The organism is Paenibacillus sp. JSM ZJ436, from assembly GCF_044383795.1.
Classification (GTDB): Bacteria; Bacillota; Bacilli; order Paenibacillales; family Paenibacillaceae; genus Paenibacillus_AQ; species Paenibacillus_AQ algicola.
In genome coordinates this window covers 36613-56662 of the sequence record NZ_JBISEO010000006.1, presented here as the reverse complement: position 1 = coordinate 56662, position 20050 = coordinate 36613, and the positions used below count along the sequence as shown (strand labels likewise).

Here is a 20050-nt window from a genome sequence, read left to right as displayed (position 1 = left end):
ACTCACGGTTTGTACTGCTGGACATAAGGAAAGTCAAAGTGCGGGACTCGCGCTTTGACTTTCCCAATAGACTCAATTGATCCAGCTTACCCTTTGTTCTTGTCTTCGTCAACAACCTCGTAGTCGGCATCAACAACATGATCCTTCTTCGCAGATCCGGCTCCTTCTTCACCTGGTGCCGCATTGCCCTGCTCCTGAGCTGCCTGCTCATACAGCTTCACGGACAGCTGCTGTACAATTTGAGTCAGCTCCTCGGAAGCAGCATTAATTTCTTCCAGATTGTCGGATTCCAGTGCCTTCTTCACTTTCTCCTTCGCCTCATTGGCTTTGTCAATCTCGGAAGCATCGACCTTGTCTCCAAGATCCTTCAGTGTCTTCTCGGTAGTATATACGAGCTGATCCGCACTATTGCGGGCTTCAACAAGCTCTTTACGCTTCTTGTCTTCCTCCGCATGGAGTTCAGCGTCCTTCATCATTTTCTCCACTTCCTCATCGCTCAGGCCGCTGGAGGAAGTAATCGTGATCTTCTGGCTCTTGCCGGTGCCTTTGTCAGTGGCAGACACGTTTACAATCCCGTTGGCATCAATATCGAAGCTAACCTCGATTTGCGGTACGCCGCGCGGAGCCGGAGGAATATCACCCAGCATGAAGCGTCCCAGCGTCTTGTTGCCCGCTGCCATTTCCCGCTCACCCTGCAGGACGTGAATCTCAACGCTAGGCTGATTATCAGCATAGGTGGAGAACACTTGGGATTTGCTTGTTGGGATGGTCGTGTTGCGCTCGATCATTTTGGTAAATACGCCGCCGGCTGTTTCGATGCCGAGGGACAATGGCGTTACGTCGAGCAGAACCACGTCTTTCACGTCGCCAGTCAGTACGCCAGCCTGTACGGCAGCACCCAGGGCTACAACCTCGTCCGGATTCACGCCTTTGTGAGGCTCTTGACCCGTCAGCTTCTTGATCGCTTCCTGCACAGCCGGGATCCGTGTAGATCCGCCGACAAGCACGACCTTATTGATGTCACTTGCGCTCAATCCGGCATCGCTCAGCGCCTGGCGTGTAGGTCCCAGGGTACGCTCTACGAGAGAAGCGGACAGCTCTTCAAATTTGGCACGAGTCAGGTTGATCTCCAAGTGCTGCGGTACCCCGTCAGCTACCGTAATGAACGGAAGGGAGATTGTCGTGGTCAGGACACCGGACAGCTCTTTCTTCGCCTTCTCGGCCGCATCCTTCAGACGCTGTACAGCCGCTTTGTCCTTGCTCAGATCAATGCCTTGCTCTTTCTTGAATTCAGCTACGAGGTAGTCAATGATCACCTGGTCGAAATCGTCACCGCCGAGCTGGTTGTCCCCGCTGGTCGCTTTAACTTCGAAGAAGCCGTCGCCAAGCTCCAGGATCGAGACGTCAAAAGTACCGCCGCCCAGGTCATAGACGAGAATCGTCTGGTCTTCTGATTTCTCCATACCGTAAGCCAAAGCTGCTGCTGTCGGCTCGTTGACAATACGCAGCACTTCCAGGCCTGCGATCTTGCCGGCATCCTTCGTAGCCTGACGCTGGCTGTCATTAAAGTATGCAGGAACTGTAATAACGGCTTGAGTCACCGTTTGACCCAGGTAGGCTTCTGCATCGGACTTCAGCTTCTGCAGGATAATTGCAGAGATCTCCTGAGGCGTAAATTCCTTGCCGTCAATGCTTTCCTTGTGGTTTGTACCCATATGGCGCTTGATCGAAATGATCGTGCGATCCGGATTCGTGATTGCCTGGCGCTTCGCAGTGTCTCCGACGATGCGCTCTCCGTCTTTTTTGAAGCCTACAACGGAAGGTGTTGTACGCGCACCCTCAGGGTTAGGAATAACAACGGCTTCGCCGCCCTCCATTACTGCTACGCAGGAGTTAGTGGTACCCAGGTCAATTCCGATAACTTTACTCATGTAAAAAATCCTCCTTATCATTTGGCGCACATTGGTGTGCGGATGTTCTATGTGTTTTGTATGGATACAACCGGCGGGTCTGGCAAGTCTGTTCTAGCCGCTGACCTTAACCATCGCCGGGCGGAGCACCTTGTCTTTCAGCATGTAACCCTTTTGAATCTCTTCGACAACGACACCCTCTTCATGCTCCTCGCTCTCCACCTGCATAATCGCTTGATGGAATTCAGGATTAAATGGCTGTCCGACACTGTTCATCGGCTGCAGCCCTTCTGCATTCAGAATGCCCTCCAGCTGGCGGAAAATCATATTGACGCCCTTAACCAGAGAATCCGATTCCGGATCGACCGTGGAAGCCGCCATCGCCCGCTCGAAGTTGTCAATGACCGGCAGCAGCTCTGTAATCAGCTTGGAGGAAGCATATTTGGCCAGCTCCTCCTTCTCCTTCTGGGTTCTTCTGCGGAAGTTGTCAAAATCCGCTTGGGTTCGAAGCACCCGCTGCTGCTGCTCTGACAGCTCGGCCTTCAGCTGCTCGATTTCCTGCTGCCGAGGGTCCTTCGCCTCTTCTGCCCCAGCCTGTTCTACCTGCGGCTCTGCGCCCTCTTGAGCTTCCGCATGTAATGTGTCTCCCTGCTGGGCAGGCTCTTCCTGCATGGTTTCTTCTTGAACGTTTATTTCCTGATCCTTATTCAAGATGAACTCCACCTCCTTATTATATTCACATTGCTAATATGGTTCGTTATCACTGCCTGCTGCATCCCGCATCTTAATCACATGGTGAATGCGCAGCACGGCGGCCGCCACTTCTCCAGCAGCGCGCAGGCCATGGAGCTTTACCGGGGCAGGATCGAGAATACCGAGCTCTTCATAATGAATGACCGCTCCGGTATCACAATCCATTCCCATGGCATCACATCCGCTGTTGATCTGGGCGGCCCTTACCTCCTCCATCTTCTCCAGCGGATTATAACCTGCATTGAGGAGAATCTGGGACATCGGCTTTCGCAAAGCCGCAGAGACCGCCTCAATGCCGAATGCCTCCATCCCCTTCTGAGTTTCGCGGCAGCGCTCCAGCTCATAAGAGACCGCGAGCTCGCTTGTCCCTCCGCCCGGCAGAACACCGCCTCGCACAGCAGCCTGCAGTGCGGAAGCCGCATCACCGGCGATCCGCGCAGCTTCGCCGACGACCTCGGAGGTGCTGGCACCGACAATCACTGTCACCGCCTTGCTGCCGTTCTGCCCGGCATTGGCATGAATGCGGACACGCGCCAGAGATTCGTCATAAGAGACGAGCGGCGTGCTGCCCAGCACCGGCATCAGCATCTGCGCTTCCTTGTGCAGTGCAGCCCTGCGGATCGGAACTGCACCGGTCATGCTGCATACCTGCTTCAGGTCAGCGCGGGATACTCTCGGCACGACCATGATTCCATGGTCCAGGCAGAACTGCTCTGCGTCCGGATGAATGCCCTTCTCCAGCACAATCAGCTTGACAGACATATCACGTAAACGCTCCAGATCGGAGGCAAATACCTGTTTCAGATCCATGTACCGGGCAAAGCCGGCTTCGGTCGTCATCACCTCTTCATCCAGCTGGTCCGGCTCCAGTGCATCCATCAGCACCAGCACCTTCGCATCCTTATAGGAGAGGTGATCCCTTGTCATCAGGGGCTTCTGCCGGAGCAGCATCCCTTCAAACACCTCATGCTCGGCATTCTCGAGCGCTGTGATGTCGTCTGCAAGATGATAGTAAGGATCGCGGAGACGCTCCATTCCAGATTTACGGGCAGCTTCCATAATGAGCTGAACAATATCCTGCCGCTCTCGGCCAGCTACATAGACGGTCCGGGCAAGCAGCGGATCTTCCAGGCCTTCAATGCTGCGGATCCGTTCAGACAGCAGCTTCAGCGCCATCTCAATGCCCTGCCGGATGCCTTCTACCACTTTGGAGGCAGGAACGCCCTTTATGATTCGGGCGACCCCCTCCTGCACCAGCGCGCCGGCCAGGACGGTAGCCGTTGTGGTTCCGTCGCCAATCTTCTCCTGCTGGGCTCTTGCAACCTGGATCAGCAGCCGGGCTGCCGGATGACTCACATCCATCTTATCCAGTATAGTCACGCCATCGTTCGTTATAACGACTTCGCCGCGCGGCCCGACCAGCATCACATCAAGCCCCTTTGGACCCAGGGTCCCCTCCACCGCGGAGGTGACAGCCCTGATTGCATTACTGTTATTTATCAGCGTCGAATGCCGGTCATCACCGTCTCCGGGAGACTGATTAGCTTGGCTCACAGCGTTACACTCCCCTTACTTGTACCAATGGGTTAACAGCCGGGTCATATCCCCGGACAACACATTCAAGATGCCCATCACGCGGGCGTATTCCATTCGGGTCGGACCCAAAATCCCGATCGTGCCAATGGCCTTGCCGTCAGCGGAATAGGTTGCTGTAATCAGGCTGCAGCTTTCGAACGCTACATGATTGTTCTCTGTGCCAATCCGAACCTGGAGGCCCGTCTCGCCGGAGGCCGGCGCCATCATCTTCATGAGCGTCGGTGTCTGCTCCAGCAGCTCAAAAATGGTTCTCACCTTGTCTACATCCCGGAATTCCGGCTGGCTCAGCATGTTCGTCGTTCCGCTGAGATATACCTTGTGCTCCTGCTCTCCGTTGCTCAGCGCAATGTCCAGCATCTTCATGAGCTCTTCGTAATGATCAATATGCCGCTGCATCTCCTGACCAATTTCTGTATACAGCCGGGACTTGAGCTTGTAGAGCGGAACGTGGGACAGCTTGCTGTTCAAGAGATTCACCACCTGCTCCATATCCGAGAGGGACACGCCAGGCGGAATACTAACCGTCTTGTTCTCCACATGGCCCGTGCTGGTCACAATAATTGCGACAGCGGTATCCTCATTCAGCGGCAGCAGCTGGAAATGGCGCAGAGACGTATGAAAAACTTCCGGTCCCAGCAGGATGGAAGTGTAGTTCGTCATTTGGGACAAAATCCCCGCTGCATGCTGGATCATTTGCTCCATAGCATTCAGCTTCTCAGCGAAAAAGGCTTTCATTACCTTCAGCTCGGAAGGCTGGAGTGAAAACGACGATGTCAAATGATCCACATAATAGCGGTAGCCCTTATGCGAAGGAATGCGGCCTGCTGAGGTATGGGGCTGTTCCAGAAAGCCAAGCTCCTCCAGATCAGCCATTTCATTGCGGATGGTCGCCGGGCTGTAGCCCACGTCACCGCGCTTGGAAATGCTTCGGGAGCCAACCGGCTCGGCCGAGCGGATATAGTCATCGACGATCGCGCTTAATATCATTCGCTGCCGATCTGTTAACATCATGTTCCCTCCTTGCTGACTGAGACTTGATCTTGTCGTTAGCACTCATTAGCTTCGAGTGCTAACCGATATAACAAAAATACCAAACCAACCGGAGCATTGTCAAGTCAGATCCTCAATCCAAAATGCTTATTTTATCCCCCTGCCGGAGGCGTTCTGGAACGAGATAAGGGCTGCCTGGAGACCTTGTCTCCAAACAGCCCCTAACCGCATTCTTGCTCTGAAGCCTTACATGACTTGCTGCATTAATTCAGTACTTTCAAGACTGCAATTTCGTCACAGGCATGCTGCTTGCTGCAATGGATGCAGTCCGTCCATACCTTTTCGGGAAAAATTTCTTTATCAACAATGGAAAATCCATTCTTCAGGAAAAATGATACCTCATAGGTTAACGCCATCACCTTGGGAAGCTCGCGTTCCCGAGCCTCTTCAATCAGCCGGTCCACAAGCATGGATCCGATTCCCTGACCTTTATGGCCCTCGGAAATGCCTAGCGAACGAATCTCGACCAGATCGCTGCCCAGCTGGCATAATGAACCGCAGCCGATCACATGGCCCTGTGACTCAGCGACTACAAATTCATGAATTTGTCGTTCCAGCACTTTTCTCGACCGGGGAAGCATGATGCCTCTCTCGGCGTAACCCTGAATCATCTGATACAGCGGCTCCACATCTTCTAATGTGGCTTTTCTGCATACGGCTGACATTCTACCGTCTCTCCTTTACGCGCTCCGTCATATATGTATGAATAAATATACAACAGGACGTATACAAGTTCAATAGATTAATTCCCGGTTATACTGCCGATAAATTCGCCAAAAACATCGTTTCCGAACAAGATCCCCTTCTGACTCAGCTTATAGCCTTCATGACTCTTATCCAGCAAGCCTGCATGAACCAGCTTGTTCAGCGGACGCGCAAACACCTCTTCGAGGGTCATGCCGAACTGCTCCTGGAACCGGCTTGCAGAAATTCCATCCAGTACACGCAGGCCTACCATTAGAAAGTCCTCCATCGCCTCCTCCTGGGGAATATCCAGCGTGCTCAGATGCGGCAGCCCTTGCTGCACCGCCTCAATATAAGGGTTTACCCCCTTTACATTAATGTGACGCCGGCGCCCGATGTAACCGTGGGCTCCAGCACCCAGGCCGTAGTAATTCTCATTTCGCCAATACGCCATATTATGCCGGCTTTCAAAGCCCGGTTTCGAAAAATTACTAATTTCGTATTGCTTGTATCCCGCTTCAGCCATCCGGTTCATGAGCAACAGGTACATGTTCAGCTCATCCTCCTCGTCCGGAAGCGGCAGCTGGTTTTTTTGGTACATGGTATGAAAGAGCGTATTCTCCTCCACCTTCAGACTGTAAATGGAGTAATGCGGCAGGCCCAGAGCAAGCGCCTTGCTCACGCTTTCCGAGAGCATCTCTACCGTTTGATTCGGCAGGCCGAACATCAGGTCAATGGACATATTGTGAAAGCCCGCTGCCCGCGCATTTTCGAGGCTTCGATAGACGTCGTCTGTATTATGGATCCGGCCGATGCCGCTCAACAGCTCATTTTGAAACGCCTGCACTCCGAAGCTCACCCGGTTCACGCCGCCCTCCCGCATCACCGACAGCTTCTCAAGATCTGTTGTGCCGGGATTGGCTTCCATGGAAAATTCAATATGCTCGTCCCACTCCGGAAAATGCTTCTTCACCGATTTCAAAAAAAAGCCCATTTCATCCGGCTTCAGCACGGTCGGCGTGCCTCCCCCTACAAAAATACTTTTGATGACGCCGGGCGGATGAGCCTTCACCGTCATTTCCATTTCTTTGTCCAGTGCCCGTAAATAATCCATCACCGGCTGGTCCTTTAGAACGTAAGAATTAAAGTCACAGTAAAAGCATTTATTCGTGCAAAACGGAATGTGAATATACACGACCTCAGTGAGAGGCCCCTGTTTCCGTTGAATGTTACTCATCGTAGTTATTACCTCCCTGGCGGCACGCAGTCCGCGGCTGTGCTTGCTTATCTCCAGCGTGAGTCACGCAGTTCTATTCATAGAACGAAAAAGAAAGCCGTATACTATCGGCTTTCCCTCTCGCTCTTGCATCATCGGTTTAGTTATCGTCAATCTTCAGCACCGCCATAAAGGCCTCCTGAGGCACCTCGACGCTGCCGACCTGCTTCATGCGTTTCTTGCCTTCCTTCTGCTTCTCCAGCAGCTTTCTCTTCCGGGAAATATCACCGCCATAGCACTTGGCAAGGACGTTCTTGCGCATCGCCTTTACGGTCTCCCGGGCTACAACCTTCGTCCCGACAGAAGCCTGAATCGGCACCTCGAACATCTGGCGCGGAATCAGCTCCCGCAGCTTCTCACAGATCAACCGGCCGCGGTGGTAGGCGCGGTCGCGGTGTACGATGAAGGACAACGCATCCACCTGCTCGCCATTCAGCAAAATATCCATTTTGACAAGGTTGGAGGTGCGGTAGCCTGACAATTCATAATCAAAGGACGCATAGCCCTTCGTGCTGGATTTCAGCTGGTCAAAGAAATCATAAACAATTTCAGACAGCGGAATTTGGTAGGTAATGGTTACCCGGGTCGTATCCAGATATTCCATATTCACGAATTCACCGCGCTTGCCCTGACACAGCTCCATAATGGCGCCTACATAATCATTGGGCACAATAATCGCCGCTTTGACATAAGGCTCCTCTACAAAATCAATCTTGCCAATCTCCGGATAGTGAGACGGGTTATCAATCTGCATCTGCTCACCGTTAGTCAGTGTAATACGGTAAATTACGCTCGGTGCAGTGGTAATGAGCGGAATATTGAATTCCCGCTCGATCCGCTCCTGGATGATCTCCATATGGAGCAGACCCAGGAAGCCGCAGCGGAAGCCGAAGCCCAGTGCGCTCGACGTCTCCGGCTCAAAGCTCAGTGACGCATCATTCAGCTGCAGCTTCTCCAGCGCCTCACGCAGATCGTTATAATCGGAGGTCTCGATCGGATACAGTCCGCAGAATACCATCGGATTAATCTTTCGGTAGCCGGGAAGCGGCTGAACAGTCGGTCGTTTGGCGTCGGTGACCGTGTCGCCGACACGGGTGTCGCCAACAGACTTAATGCCCGCCACGATAAATCCAACGTCTCCCACATTCAGCTCGTCCACAATGGACATGCGGGGCTTAAACGCGCCTACCTCAATAACCTCAAAGGTCTTCCCGGTCGCCATCATCTTGATCTTGGAGCCGGATTTGATGCTGCCGTCAATGACGCGCACGTACACAATGACCCCCTTGTAAGGGTCATAGTGCGAGTCAAAGATTAACGCTTTCAAGGGCTCGCTGGCATCGCCCGCCGGTGCCGGAACCTTCTGGACCACCTGCTCCAGAATTTCCTTGATGCCGATGCCTGCCTTCGCAGAAGCCAATACGGCGTCGCTGGCATCGAGGCCGATGACGTCCTCAACTTCCTGCTTCACCCGCTCCGGGTCCGCGCTGGGCAGGTCGATCTTGTTGATCACCGGCAAAATTTCGAGATTGTTATCCAGCGCCAGGTATACGTTCGCCAGCGTCTGTGCCTCGATGCCTTGAGCCGCGTCCACCACCAGCAGTGCTCCCTCGCAAGCCGCGAGGCTGCGGGAGACTTCATAGGTGAAGTCGACGTGTCCCGGGGTGTCGATGAGATTCAGGATATATTCCTCACCGTCATCACCCCGGTAATTCAGGCGTACGGCCTGCAGCTTGATCGTAATGCCGCGCTCGCGCTCCAGATCCATCTGATCCAGAACCTGCTCCTGCATTTCCCGGGAGGAAAGTGCGCCGGTAAATTCCAAAATCCGGTCGGCCAGCGTTGATTTTCCATGGTCTATATGTGCAATGATACAAAAATTACGAATTTTTCGTTGTCTTGCTACTACGTCTGTCATGCCTTACCCCCAACAACCACAGATGTTTGAATCAACTTATTATAACAGTTGAAGGGGTGCTCAGCAATGCTGTGTCATCTTCATTTTCAATCAGTGATGGATCCGAACAAAGAGACGACCCACCGAATGCTCTGATTGGAGAGCCGCTGCAGAAGTCCTCCAGTTTTGTCGGCCAGCACATCTGCAGGCGGACTGGAAGCTTCCGGAAGCAGGATGTCACGCGGCACCGGCTCAAATTTCGGCCTCGCCGGCTCGGGTGCTTTGCCGTAGCCGGCCTCTTGTTCCGGCCCAGCGATGTTTCCCTGCAGGCTTGGTGCCGGCTGCTCGACCGCCGGATATCCCTGCATCTGCGCCGGCAGACCCGCCGCCGTATCCTGCACGGCTCTGCCCTCACCTCCAAGCTGCAATCCGATCAATATGCCGACTCCCGCCCAGAGCAGGAACGCAGCCAGCTTTTTTCCTGATTTCGACAATGCTGCTCAGCTCCTTCCTCATGGTATACATCTGCTTGGCCACGCTCTTCCTTATGGCTGCTTGGCGCTGCCATCCTTTGAGGCGTTTACCTTCTCAGCCTGCTGCTCTTCCCAAATGACCTCGGCCAGCATATCAGCCAGTACCTCGGACGTGCGCTGCAGCTCTTCTTTCGTATTATCAATCCCGCCGATCTCTACCAGAATGCTGTTCGGTGAGAGAGACTGGTTGTACTCCCCGTTGCCCTGATCTGCGGATTTTCCCCAGATGCCTCGTGAAATTCCCGGATAGCTTTTCTCCAGCTTTTGATTGATCCGGTTCGCGAGCTCTTCATTTTTGCGCCAGTTTTGATTGCCATGACCGATGATAAAATAAACCTGTGCGTAGCTGACACCATTAATTTTTGTCGTCGTTTTGCCGTGACGCTGGGAGTCGCGGTGAATATCTATCAGATACGTAAGCTCCTCATTCTCCGCCATAGCTGTCTTGACCGTCTGCCTGGAGTATTTATAGGAATAATTCCAGTTATAATCCGGCACCGTGCTCTGATAATCGCTTTGATCGTGCACCGTCCCGATGCCTTTGGATTCCAGCCGCTTGGCTACCATACTGCCTACCAGCATGATGTTTTTGGACGGAGAGGTCGAGCCAGGATTGCTGCTCTGCTTGGATAATAGCGGATTGAACGCCTCCTGGGGGTGGGAATGGTAGATCAGCACCGTTTTCTTCAGCTCCTGGGGAGGCGCTTTGGGATCCTGCGGTGATGGAGATGGCGAGGAGCCTCCGCTGTTTTGGCCTTCCCCTGCAGAGCCGCTGCCTTCGGCAGGCTTGTCCGGGGTTTCGTTGGCGTCAGGGTCGCCGGAATTTCCAGGGCTGCTGCCTGGGCTTTCTTCAGGAAGCTTCTCCGACTCCAGCACCTCGGGCCGGTAATCAGCCGGGGCCTCTCCCTGTTCATTGCCAGAGCCGCTTCGCAAGGGAACCGGCTGGTTGCTCTTCATCCCCGGAATTTCACTCGCGATCAGGCTCTTGGGATCCCGCGGATTCACATTCGTCAGAAATTCAAATACAAACGGCGCCACCTTCTCGCTGGAGAGCGCTGAAGCTTCCTGCTCCAGTGCAAGCTGTGGCATCTCCATCCCGATCATATCCATGAAGAAGCGGCTGGAGAGGGAAGCGGCAAGTCCCTTCATCGTCGATACCGGTGAAGTATTCAGGCCCTTCTCAGCCATACCTCCGAGACCTAGCAGCAGGAAAAATAGCAGCGAGCCCAGCATTAGCAGCGCCAGCGTCCGGCCCATGCTCAAGCCTTCCATCAATCTTCTCTTTAATCGGGCCATATTCCAGATTCGGAATTTACGGTTGTTCATCCTATTGCCTCCTCTGTCATCCGCGGAAGAGCCGGTCCCGCCAGCCTGTCCGCCCTTCTCTTATACTCCCAATCTATGAGAGCCGCGGATTCGATAGAACCGGAAGACAATCATATTCTTCTATGTTTTAATAGAACACCAAAAAACCGCCTTCACCCTGCCTGTTCGGCAGCATAAAGGCGGTCTCTATTTAAATTAAGAACAACTTAGTGGGTATACGCCCCGGCATTGCCCGGATCCACCGCTTCATGAAGCGCCGCATTGAGACCCGTTGCTACAATATTGGCAATATCCTCAATGAATTCATCAATTTCCTTCGGCGTTACAATCAGATCATGACCCAGCGGCTCCAGCACCTCTTTCACGAGCGCCAGCCGCTCCTGCTCCGGAATGTCATGCAGCATCCCCATAATATGACCGCTTTGCTTCGTTTCCTGGGCAAAATGGGATTTCATCATCTCAATCGCATTATTAACGATGGTAGAGGCATAGCACACCGTTGGTACGCCGATCGCGATGCAGGGCACCCCCAGAATTTCCTTCGTGAGCCCGCGCCGCTTGTTACCGATGCCCGAGCCGGGATGAATGCCGATGTCCGCAATCTGTATCGTGGTATTGACTCTCTCCAGCGAACGGGAGGCCAGTGCGTCTATGGCAACGATCGCATCCGGACGCGTCCGCTCCACGATGCCCTGAACAATTTCGCTGGATTCAATGCCAGTCAAGCCGAGCACGCCCGGTGCGATCGCACTGATCTGGCGGTATCCCGGTGCGACCCGGTCTGGCATCAGCTCGAAATAATGTCGCGTGACCATTACATTTTCCACAACGAGAGGACCTAGAGAGTCCGGGGTTACATTCCAGTTCCCCAAGCCCACAATGAGCACCGAGGATTTGGGGCCAAGACCAATATGCTGCATAAACTGCTCAAACTCTCTGGCGAACACAGCCGCCACCTGCTCCTGCAGCCCGGTATCTCCCTTGCGGAGCTCCGGTACCTCCAGCGTAATATAATGTCCCTTCACACGTCCGATACGCTCTGCTCCCGCTTCATTCTGAACATCCAGCCGGGTGATGCGAATGCCATCCTCCTGCTGGATATTCTCTACGACTCCCGGTATTTGCACAGGCTCCTGACCTGCTAGCATTTCCCTTGATTCTACGGCAAGATCGGTCCTGACTGAATACCGCTGCAAATCAAGCTCCATCTCTGAATCACTCTCCTCTTTTTATTGAGGCTAGTGTGCGGGAGTTCCGTCCAGATTATGCGTGACTCCCTGTTTTTGAAAGTCGTAACTTCTGCTCGTACATCCTATTGCTTTTTGTACCCCCCCGTGCTAAACTATTTTAAGTTGTGAACCATTTCGCGCTATTGAAATGCCTTACAGGAGGTGAATGTAATGCCAAACATTAAATCCGCGGTTAAACGCGTTAAGACAACTGAGAAACGCAACGCTCTCAACGTATCCCAGAAATCCGCTCTGCGCACAGCTGTTAAGAATGCTGACGTGGCGCTGGCCGGTACGGAGGTTGAAGCTGCGAAAGCTGCTTTCCAAGCCGCTTCCCAGAAGCTGGATAAAGCTGTTACTAAGGGTCTGATTCACAAAAATGCGGCGAACCGCAAAAAGTCCCGTCTGGCTAAAAGACTGAACGCACTTTCTTCCCAAGCGTAAGAATGCGATTCATTTATACGTAAATGAAAAACCCTGACAAGCCCTCGGCTGATCAGGGTTTTTAGTATGCTTGCATTCCGGCGTGACTCGCCTCTGGTGTCCACTGTGGACTCAGGCACCCAGCCGCAGCAGAAACAGCTCCAGCCCCAGCACCTTATCCATGGCTCCGGATTTCATCTTGTAGTCCAGCTCTCCCAGCTCGTTTAAAATACTCTCCAGCCTGGCGGTCTGAAACTTGCGGGCCTGCTCACCGGCAATCTTAACGGCATAGGGATGCAGACCAAGCTGGGATGCGATTTGCTGCTGGGAATAGCTTTGCCTCGACAAGGTCTTCACCTGCAGAATAATCCGAAACTGTCTCGTAATGAGTGCAGCAATCTTAATGGGCTCCTCCCGCTGCTTCAACAGCTCGTAAAAGATCGAAAGCGCCTGATTCAGCCGCAGATTCGCAATATCCTCCACGAGAGCAAATACACTTTGCTCTGTGCTGCGGGCCACCAGCTGATGAACGACAGCGCCGGTGATGACGCCTCCCCGGCCGGCAAACAGACACAGCTTGTCCACTTCACCGGCGAGCGTCTGAAGGCCGGTGCCTGCATTTCGGACCAGCATCTCCGCAGCGCCGGACTCAAAGCGGCATTCCTCCTTGGCCGCCTGCTTCTCAATCCATTTCAGCAGATCCTCACCGCCAAGCGGCGTAAAGGCGAGCGCCGTGCCTGACTTTTTCACCGCCTTGACGATTTTCTTGCGTTCATCCAGCTTTTCCTGCGGCACCAGAAACACAATAACACTGTACTCCGCAGGAGCATCCAGATACGACAGCAGCGTTTCCGGGCGATGCTCGACCTTGGCGCTTTCTTTCCCCGCGGTAAACAGCGACGCATCCCTCACGATGATCAGCTTCCGCGGCACCATAAACGGCACCGTCTCCGCTTCCTCGACTACCGCCTGAATCGGGGATTCTCCCAGATCCATATGAATAAGCGCAAAATCCCGGTCCTCTTTATTCACCAGCTGCGCTTCCAGAAATGATAGAAACTCATTCATTTGATATTTCTCACTGCCATACAGCAGATAGACGGGAGAAACCTCCCCCTGCTTGACGGCTTTAGCCGCCGCTTTGGCATCCACCTTGCAATCCACCCCTTTTTGTTCTGTGTACACTATACCAGAAAAGACAGAGGCCGCAAAGGAGCCCTGCGCCTTCATGGCACAGAGCTCCTTTGTCCCAGACACATCTATATAAACGAACAGCGAGGCGTGCTCTAGAAACCGCCCGCTGTCGGTCATACGACGAGGTGAGATTGTACATTTGCTTTAATATATTCTATTCCGAGTCTCGTAAAATGTGCATACTTTTGAAAAAAAAGCTTCCGTGATACGGAGTAATACGGATTGTTACGGCGTTCCCCTCTGTCCCTCACGCTGAGAAGGCTTCTCTGCCGGTGCCTTGGTTTCCGGTGCCGTTTCAGGTTCAGGCCTCGGCTCTTTAACAGCCGGGAGACTGTCGAGCGAGAACACTCGCTTTTTCTCGGTCCCCTCCGCCGTAATATAGTACACAAAGGATTTTCCGTCCTCAGACCATTGTCCACTAATCCATTCCCCCGGTACAATCAGCTCCTGCACCTTGACCGGAGCCGACTCGGCACCCGCTGCCGGAACACTGTATATGACCAAGCGGTCTCCTTCCAGCAGCACCCGGTACCTTCCATCCGGTGACAGCCATTGCACCGGCATCATACTAATGCCGTATTTTGGGTTCCCGGGCGGGACCATCTCCTCCGCGATCATATCCTCTTCTACCGGAGGCCGCGGCTCCTCATCCATGGGTCCCAGCATTTCGCGCTCCTGTGGCGGGGCCGTTTCGGATAAGGACTGATCTGAAAGTCCCTGCGATAAAGCGGGGTCCTCTGGCATGTCTTGCTCCTCTGGACTGCTAGGCGGACCGCTCTCTGCAGAGCCGGAGCTGCCGCTTCCCTCAGGGCTGGACGCTTGGGAGTCTGCTGCCGGCGGCTGGCTATTAGCCCCGGCTCCGTTCCCTGCGGAGCCCGTACGTTCTGCATCCATCGGCGGCTGGCTCTGCAGCTCACGCTGGGATTCACTCTGCTGCGGAAGCTCTTCCTGAGCAGGGCTCTCGCCAGGATCCTCATCAGACTTCAGCTTCTGAGAGAACAGCTCAGCTTCCATCGCAGGAGCCTCCGTCCCGCCCTCTTCGGGGCTGTTCTGATTCTCAGTCGGCATACTTCCAGAGCTCTCACTAACCGCCTCCGGCACGCTTGAAGCGTAAGGAATGTCTGCATCTGAAAGCTGCTTCGGCTCATAGCTCAGCACCGACGCCGTAAGTACGAGCAGAGCTGCTGCCGCTCCGACAGCGGTACGGCCTGCCATGGAGCTCCACCAGGAGCTCCGAGCTGCACGGCGAGGCGGCTGAAGCACCTCTGCCGGCTTTCCGGCCGCTTCGGCGAGCCTGTGATCTCTTGCTTGATCTATTGCATCCAGCTGAGGCAGTATGGAATCCACCAGACTGAACGGAGGCGTGACCGCAGGCAAATCCTCAAGCTCGCGGGATAGCAGCTTCAGCATCTGAAACTCCTCCGCACAGCCGGGACAGACCGCGATATGACGGTATAGTGCTGCCGTCTCCTCCGGTGTCAGATCCTGGTCGAGATGGCGCTGCATGTCTTCCCTCACCTGCTGGCAATTCATCCTGATACACCACCTTTCTGATGCTCCTGAAGCATGTTCTGCAGCTGCTGTCTCGCCCTGAACAGATACGATTTCACCGTGTTCAGCGGCAGATTCAGACAGTCTGCGATTTCACTATAAGATAAGTCCTGTAAATAACGAAGGACGATGACCGTTCGATGGTGATCGGGAAGCTGGTTGATGGCCTCCTGAATGTCCTGGGCCAAATATCCCGACATTACTTCCCGCTCCACATTGTGGCGGTCCTCGAACACCAGATCATGCTCATCCATCGACACCGTAGGCTTGGCGCGGCGGAACTTGTCAATACAAATATTCGTAACAATCCGCTGTACCCAGGTCTTGAACTGAGCCTTCTCTTCATAGGAATTGATCTTGGTGTATACCCGAATGAGCGCTTCCTGGGAAGCATCCAGTGCATCTTGCTCATTCTTCAAAATATAGTAAGCTGTGCGGTACACATGTTGTTCTATTTCTCGCAATAGGGTGATTAGAGCGTCGCGATCGCCCGATTGAGCGGCTCTGATGAGTCCCTGCTCCACCACAGTGGATCCCCCTCTCCCTGCATAAATACAGACGTATCCTCTCTACAAATTGTTGCAGCATATTGTGCGTTTTTTTTGAGGAAACATCATCTAACTATACCAAAAATAATAAGGTCCGTCACCAGACACTTGAGTCCTCTGGCGCCAGCCGGGTCCTTACATGAATGGCTCCGTCCCGCTTGATCCTCATCTGGATTTCTCCCTGCTGATCCGTCCGGTAGAGCGCGGCCTGAAACTGCGCCAGCCGGCTGACAACGTCTGGATGCGGATGGTTGTACCGGTTGTTCACACCGGCAGAAACGACAGCAGCACGCGGCATCCAGGCACTCAGCCAGGCTGACGAGGTTGACGTCTTGCTGCCATGATGCCCGGCTTTCAGCACATCCACCTTCACAGGCTTATTGCTGCCATCCTGCAGCCATCCCTCTCGATCCAGCATCGCCAGCTCCGCTGCCTCATCCGCATCACCGGTAAACAAAAAGCGCGCCCCGTTCATGTCCATGACAAATACTACTGAATGGTGGTTCTGATCCTTGACCTGCTTCAGTCTCTCCTCCATCCCGTCTGCTGCAGGATTCAGGAACTGGATCCTCGTATCACGATCCAGCTGCACTTCGGTATCCCGAACCTTCAATATCGGAATGCCGCGGGCTACCGCTGTTCCCAGCAGCGCAGCTTCATTGGGTGAATGCGAGAAGGTCCCGTTGAACCAGAAGGATTTGACCGGAATGTTCTCCAGCACCGCCTGCAGACCGCCGGCATGATCCTGATCATTGTGAGTAAGAATGACCATATCCAGCGCCTGAATCCCTTCCTTCTTGAGCAGCGGCACAACAACCTTGCTCCCGACCTCAAAGGGGTCCTTGCGAATTTTCCAGGTCTCCTTCTGTCCAAAGCTGATCGTGCCGCCGCCGTCTACCAAAATGTATTTTCCCTGCGGCGTACGAATAAGCATGCAGTCTCCCTGTCCGACGTCCAGAAAGCGCACCATCCCCACACCTTGCTGCGACGGCCCCTGATACCCGCAGTAAAGCAGCACAAGCCAGGCCGCGCTGACTGACAGCAGCGCCGGAACAGCCGCGGCCTCCAGTGTCAGCGCCAGCCTATACCACCCCCGTCTCCGCAGAACCATCGCCACAGACTGGATGGCAGGATGCACAGCCCAAGAGCTGGACCCCGATGCTTTCGCTTCAACAGCTTCATAACGAGGAGAAATTTCCGTCAGCGGCACGGTTTCATCCTGTTGAAGCAGAGAGCGGGGATTTCCTTTGAGCTTGTTGGCAAGCTGAAGCAGCAGAAACAGCAGTACATAATAAGCCATGATCCAGCCTAGCGTCGGAGATGGCCAGATCGTCTGAAAGAGCAGAGACTCGTTCAGCGCTTCAACGATCTTGAAGGTGATGTCATTCAGCAGCTTGATCCAGGAAGCCAGCCATTCCCCGCCGCGGCTCCACAGCAGCCCCAGCAGCACGCATATCATCCCGGCAGGAAGTACAACAAGACTGATCACAGGGACCAGGAGCAAGTTGGCCGGCAGGGACAGCAGTGAAAACTGATTGAAATAGTAAATCGTCAGCGGGAAAGAAATGAGCTGCGCCGCGGTTGTGACCGCAGCTACGCCTGCCAGCCATTTGGGCAGCCAGGACAGGAGCGGCATGAGCCGGGGCACGAATAGCATCAAGCCGGCCGTGACCAAAAAGGACAGCTGAAAGCTGATGTTCATCAGGAAGTACGGATTGTACCACAGCATGATCAGCGCGGCAGCACTGAGAATGTGCAGGCCGTCCTTCAGTATTTTTTTTCGCGCGGCATAAAAGCCAATCATCCCCATCATCCCTGCCCGCACTACCGAGGGACTCGCTCCCGTGAGCAGGACGTAGAGCGGCAGCGCTAGAATGACAGCATTCAAGGAAGCCTCCCTTGTCATGGAAAGCCTGGAGAACAGAAACAGCAGACAGCCTGCAAATACCGCCACGTGCATTCCCGAGATCGCCAGGATATGGGTCAGACCCAGCCGGGAAAATTCCGCGAACGTATCCGGATCCAGATCGCCCCGCTCCCCAATGATAAGCCCCTTCATGTAACCGCCGTGAAAAGAGCCGAAAAGGGAATCGATATGCTGCCCGAGATAAGCTCTGATCTCGTTATTCCCCCGCAGCACCCAGTCGAGAGACCAGCCGCTCAGCAGCTGGACATCGAAAGCCGCCGCTCCTTCCGCTTTAACGATCCAGTGGATTTCCTGATAGTACAAATACTGCCGGTAATCAAAGCCTCCAAAGTTCCGGGCTGCTCCCGGCTTCTCCAGACTTCCGGTAAAGCTCAAGGAATCACCGCGCCTCCAGGACGCAGCAATGTCCTGCTCCTCCTCTGAGACCAGCTTCACCTGCACGCTCACCTTCTCTTGCAGAGAGGTATGGGTATCCAGCCGTTCTAGCCGCAGCGTAAACCGGGCCCGGTCCCCGTCAATCTCCACTGGAGTGAGCATTTTACCGCTTATAGAAGCAGAAGCCGGAATGTGTGCACCGTCTTCCTCGGAAGCGCTGTATGTAAGAAAGGGATCCAGCCTGCTTATGTTGCGGCTGTCATTCCACTCCCAGCTCGCGGCAGACAGCACTAGGCTCAGCAGCAGAATACCGCTCAAGATCACGGAGGATTGACCGAACAGCACGGGGATGACAAGCAGCATGGCCAGACCCCCGAGAATCATGACCTGCTGCATACCTGCAGACATCGCAGCACAGCTGCTGCCGGCTACCCAGCAAATGGCAAACCACAGCAAAGGGCGCTGCAGCATAAGCGCACCTCCTTTCAGCGTCATTAAAAAAGAACCCTTGGCAGCTTGAGCCAAAGGTTCTTCCTTTGCAGAGATTGTATGTCAGCGCCAGGCGCAGTCCATCTGCCTCCGAAGCGCTTTATAGATGTTAATTCTGAACCGTCATCAGCGTCTCCTGCGGCGGTTGGTAATCCTCCAGCAGACGGAACTGAATGCCCTTTTGTGCCATCATAACACTGACCTTTAGGCTGTCCTTCGGATAAGCCCGGTGAAAGACCACTTCTATAATTCCGCTGTTTGCCAGCATATTGGCACACGTCCAGCACGGCTCGTCTGTCACATACACTGTGCTGCCCTCGCGGTCAATCCGGTCTGTAAACAGCAGCAGATTCTGTTCGGCATGGATGGTGCGGATACATCGCTGCTTCTTCACCATCTCCTCTTTACCGGCAGCAGTAACCAGCTCATAATCCTCTACAATCATGCAGCCCGCCTCCGAGCAGTCCGGCACGCCCATCGGGGCGCCGTTATAGGCGGTTCCTAGCAGCTTCTTCCCCTGGACCAGTACTGCTCCGACATGCCTCCGATGGCACTGAGAGCGGGTGGAGACCATAAATGCAATATCCATAAAATACGTATCCCAGTCTTTACGACGATCCTGGCTCATCTGTATGCTCACCTGTCTCTATATATTAAAGTTGATTTTATTGTAGCACAGGGTTAAAGCGTGATGTAAGACTGCATTTTCTCCAGCATTTTGGGCCCGATGCCCTTGACCTCCATCAACTCGGCTGCACTTTTGAAGGGTCCATTTGAGCTGCGATAATCAATGATCGCCTGCCCCTTCGCCTCCCCGATGCCCGGAAGCTCCATTAAGGCGTTCAGATCCGCCGTGTTAATGTTGATTTTGCCGGCTGCAGCATCTCCTGAACGGACTGCTTCCGGCTCCTGAGATGGCTTCACCTCTATGCTGGCCTCAACATTTCCCGCAGTCGGCTGCGCCTTCCCGCCTGACACCTCTGGCGGGGAGCTGTTCCCGGCGGATTCCTGCTTGAGTGTAAGGGCAGCCGGTTCCTCATGCTTCTCAGCGCCGGATGGAGCGGGGGCAGAAGCCTCCAGAACCTCCTGCACCTGATCATTCAGCGGCTTCCAGCCTTCCGGTACCGCATCCCCTCCCCCGCCGTACAGAATCAAACCGCAGCCCAGGAGCGTAAGGATGACACTTGCAGCCATGTGGCTCTTTCTCATTTCTTCATTCCTTTCTGAACTTCATCAATTTATCGGCATGGTCCAACCCTGGCTCTGCATACGTTATCTGTAATACACAG

The 20050-nt window shown here is 54.1% G+C and carries 17 protein-coding genes; 1 reads left to right on the top strand and 16 read right to left on the bottom strand.

What is annotated here, in order from left to right; genetic code table 11:
* Positions 1-86: 86 nt before the first annotated feature.
* From dnaK to gpr, 10 genes are all read right to left on the bottom strand, one after another.
* Positions 87-1931 carry a molecular chaperone DnaK gene (gene dnaK / locus ACH6EH_RS09755; protein WP_138225222.1) on the bottom strand — a complete coding sequence of 615 codons (1845 nt, stop codon included), beginning with the start codon at positions 1929-1931 and terminating at the stop codon, positions 87-89.
* Between the two features lie 93 nt (positions 1932-2024).
* On the bottom strand, positions 2025-2621 hold the full coding sequence (gene grpE, locus ACH6EH_RS09750) for a nucleotide exchange factor GrpE (RefSeq protein WP_233281173.1): 597 nt from the start codon (positions 2619-2621) through the stop codon (positions 2025-2027).
* A gap of 33 nt (positions 2622-2654) precedes the next feature.
* On the bottom strand, positions 2655-4217 hold the full coding sequence (locus ACH6EH_RS09745; RefSeq protein ID WP_397332174.1) for a TCP-1/cpn60 chaperonin family protein: 1563 nt from the start codon (positions 4215-4217) through the stop codon (positions 2655-2657).
* 15 nt (positions 4218-4232) lie between these two features.
* Positions 4233-5267, bottom strand: coding sequence for a heat-inducible transcriptional repressor HrcA (gene hrcA, locus ACH6EH_RS09740; protein ID WP_397332324.1), 1035 nt, complete (start codon positions 5265-5267; stop codon positions 4233-4235).
* A gap of 245 nt (positions 5268-5512) precedes the next feature.
* Positions 5513-5974, bottom strand: a complete 462-nt coding sequence (locus ACH6EH_RS09735; RefSeq protein WP_138225221.1) for an N-acetyltransferase — start codon at positions 5972-5974, stop codon at positions 5513-5515.
* Positions 5975-6051: 77 nt separating this feature from the next.
* On the bottom strand, positions 6052-7230 hold the full coding sequence (gene hemW, locus ACH6EH_RS09730) for a radical SAM family heme chaperone HemW (protein ID WP_397332173.1): 1179 nt from the start codon (positions 7228-7230) through the stop codon (positions 6052-6054).
* Positions 7231-7369: 139 nt separating this feature from the next.
* Complete coding sequence (gene lepA / locus ACH6EH_RS09725) at positions 7370-9187, bottom strand: translation elongation factor 4 (RefSeq protein WP_397332172.1); 1818 nt, start codon at positions 9185-9187, stop codon at positions 7370-7372.
* Between the two features lie 86 nt (positions 9188-9273).
* Entirely contained in the window at positions 9274-9660 is a 387-nt protein-coding gene (locus ACH6EH_RS09720; RefSeq protein WP_138225218.1) for a hypothetical protein, read from the bottom strand.
* A gap of 51 nt (positions 9661-9711) precedes the next feature.
* A complete protein-coding gene (locus tag ACH6EH_RS09715; protein ID WP_397332171.1) occupies positions 9712-11025 on the bottom strand; it encodes a stage II sporulation protein P in 1314 nt (437 codons plus the stop codon).
* Positions 11026-11231: 206 nt separating this feature from the next.
* Complete coding sequence (gene gpr, locus ACH6EH_RS09710; RefSeq protein WP_397332170.1) at positions 11232-12233, bottom strand: GPR endopeptidase; 1002 nt, start codon at positions 12231-12233, stop codon at positions 11232-11234.
* A gap of 192 nt (positions 12234-12425) precedes the next feature.
* Between gpr and rpsT the strand changes: the two genes are divergently transcribed.
* Positions 12426-12698, top strand: coding sequence for a 30S ribosomal protein S20 (gene rpsT, locus ACH6EH_RS09705; protein WP_138225215.1), 273 nt, complete (start codon positions 12426-12428; stop codon positions 12696-12698).
* A gap of 111 nt (positions 12699-12809) precedes the next feature.
* Here the strand turns inward: rpsT and holA are convergent, their stop codons facing one another.
* From holA to ACH6EH_RS09675, 6 genes are all read right to left on the bottom strand, one after another.
* Positions 12810-13829, bottom strand: a complete 1020-nt coding sequence (gene holA, locus ACH6EH_RS09700; protein ID WP_397332323.1) for a DNA polymerase III subunit delta — start codon at positions 13827-13829, stop codon at positions 12810-12812.
* A gap of 267 nt (positions 13830-14096) precedes the next feature.
* Positions 14097-15404: an anti-sigma factor family protein gene (locus ACH6EH_RS09695; protein ID WP_397332169.1), complete on the bottom strand. Its 1308-nt coding sequence runs from the start codon at positions 15402-15404 to the stop codon at positions 14097-14099.
* On the bottom strand, positions 15401-15949 hold the full coding sequence (locus tag ACH6EH_RS09690) for an RNA polymerase sigma factor (protein ID WP_138225213.1): 549 nt from the start codon (positions 15947-15949) through the stop codon (positions 15401-15403). The genes ACH6EH_RS09695 and ACH6EH_RS09690 overlap by 4 nt, the downstream gene beginning before the upstream one ends.
* Positions 15950-16067: 118 nt before the next feature.
* Positions 16068-18767 (bottom strand): ComEC/Rec2 family competence protein, encoded by a 2700-nt coding sequence (locus tag ACH6EH_RS09685; protein WP_397332168.1) that lies wholly within the window; start codon positions 18765-18767, stop codon positions 16068-16070.
* Positions 18768-18870: 103 nt separating this feature from the next.
* Positions 18871-19389, bottom strand: a complete 519-nt coding sequence (locus ACH6EH_RS09680; protein WP_397332167.1) for a deoxycytidylate deaminase — start codon at positions 19387-19389, stop codon at positions 18871-18873.
* A gap of 53 nt (positions 19390-19442) precedes the next feature.
* A complete protein-coding gene (locus ACH6EH_RS09675; RefSeq protein WP_397332166.1) occupies positions 19443-19970 on the bottom strand; it encodes a ComEA family DNA-binding protein in 528 nt (175 codons plus the stop codon).
* Positions 19971-20050: the final 80 nt, after the last annotated feature.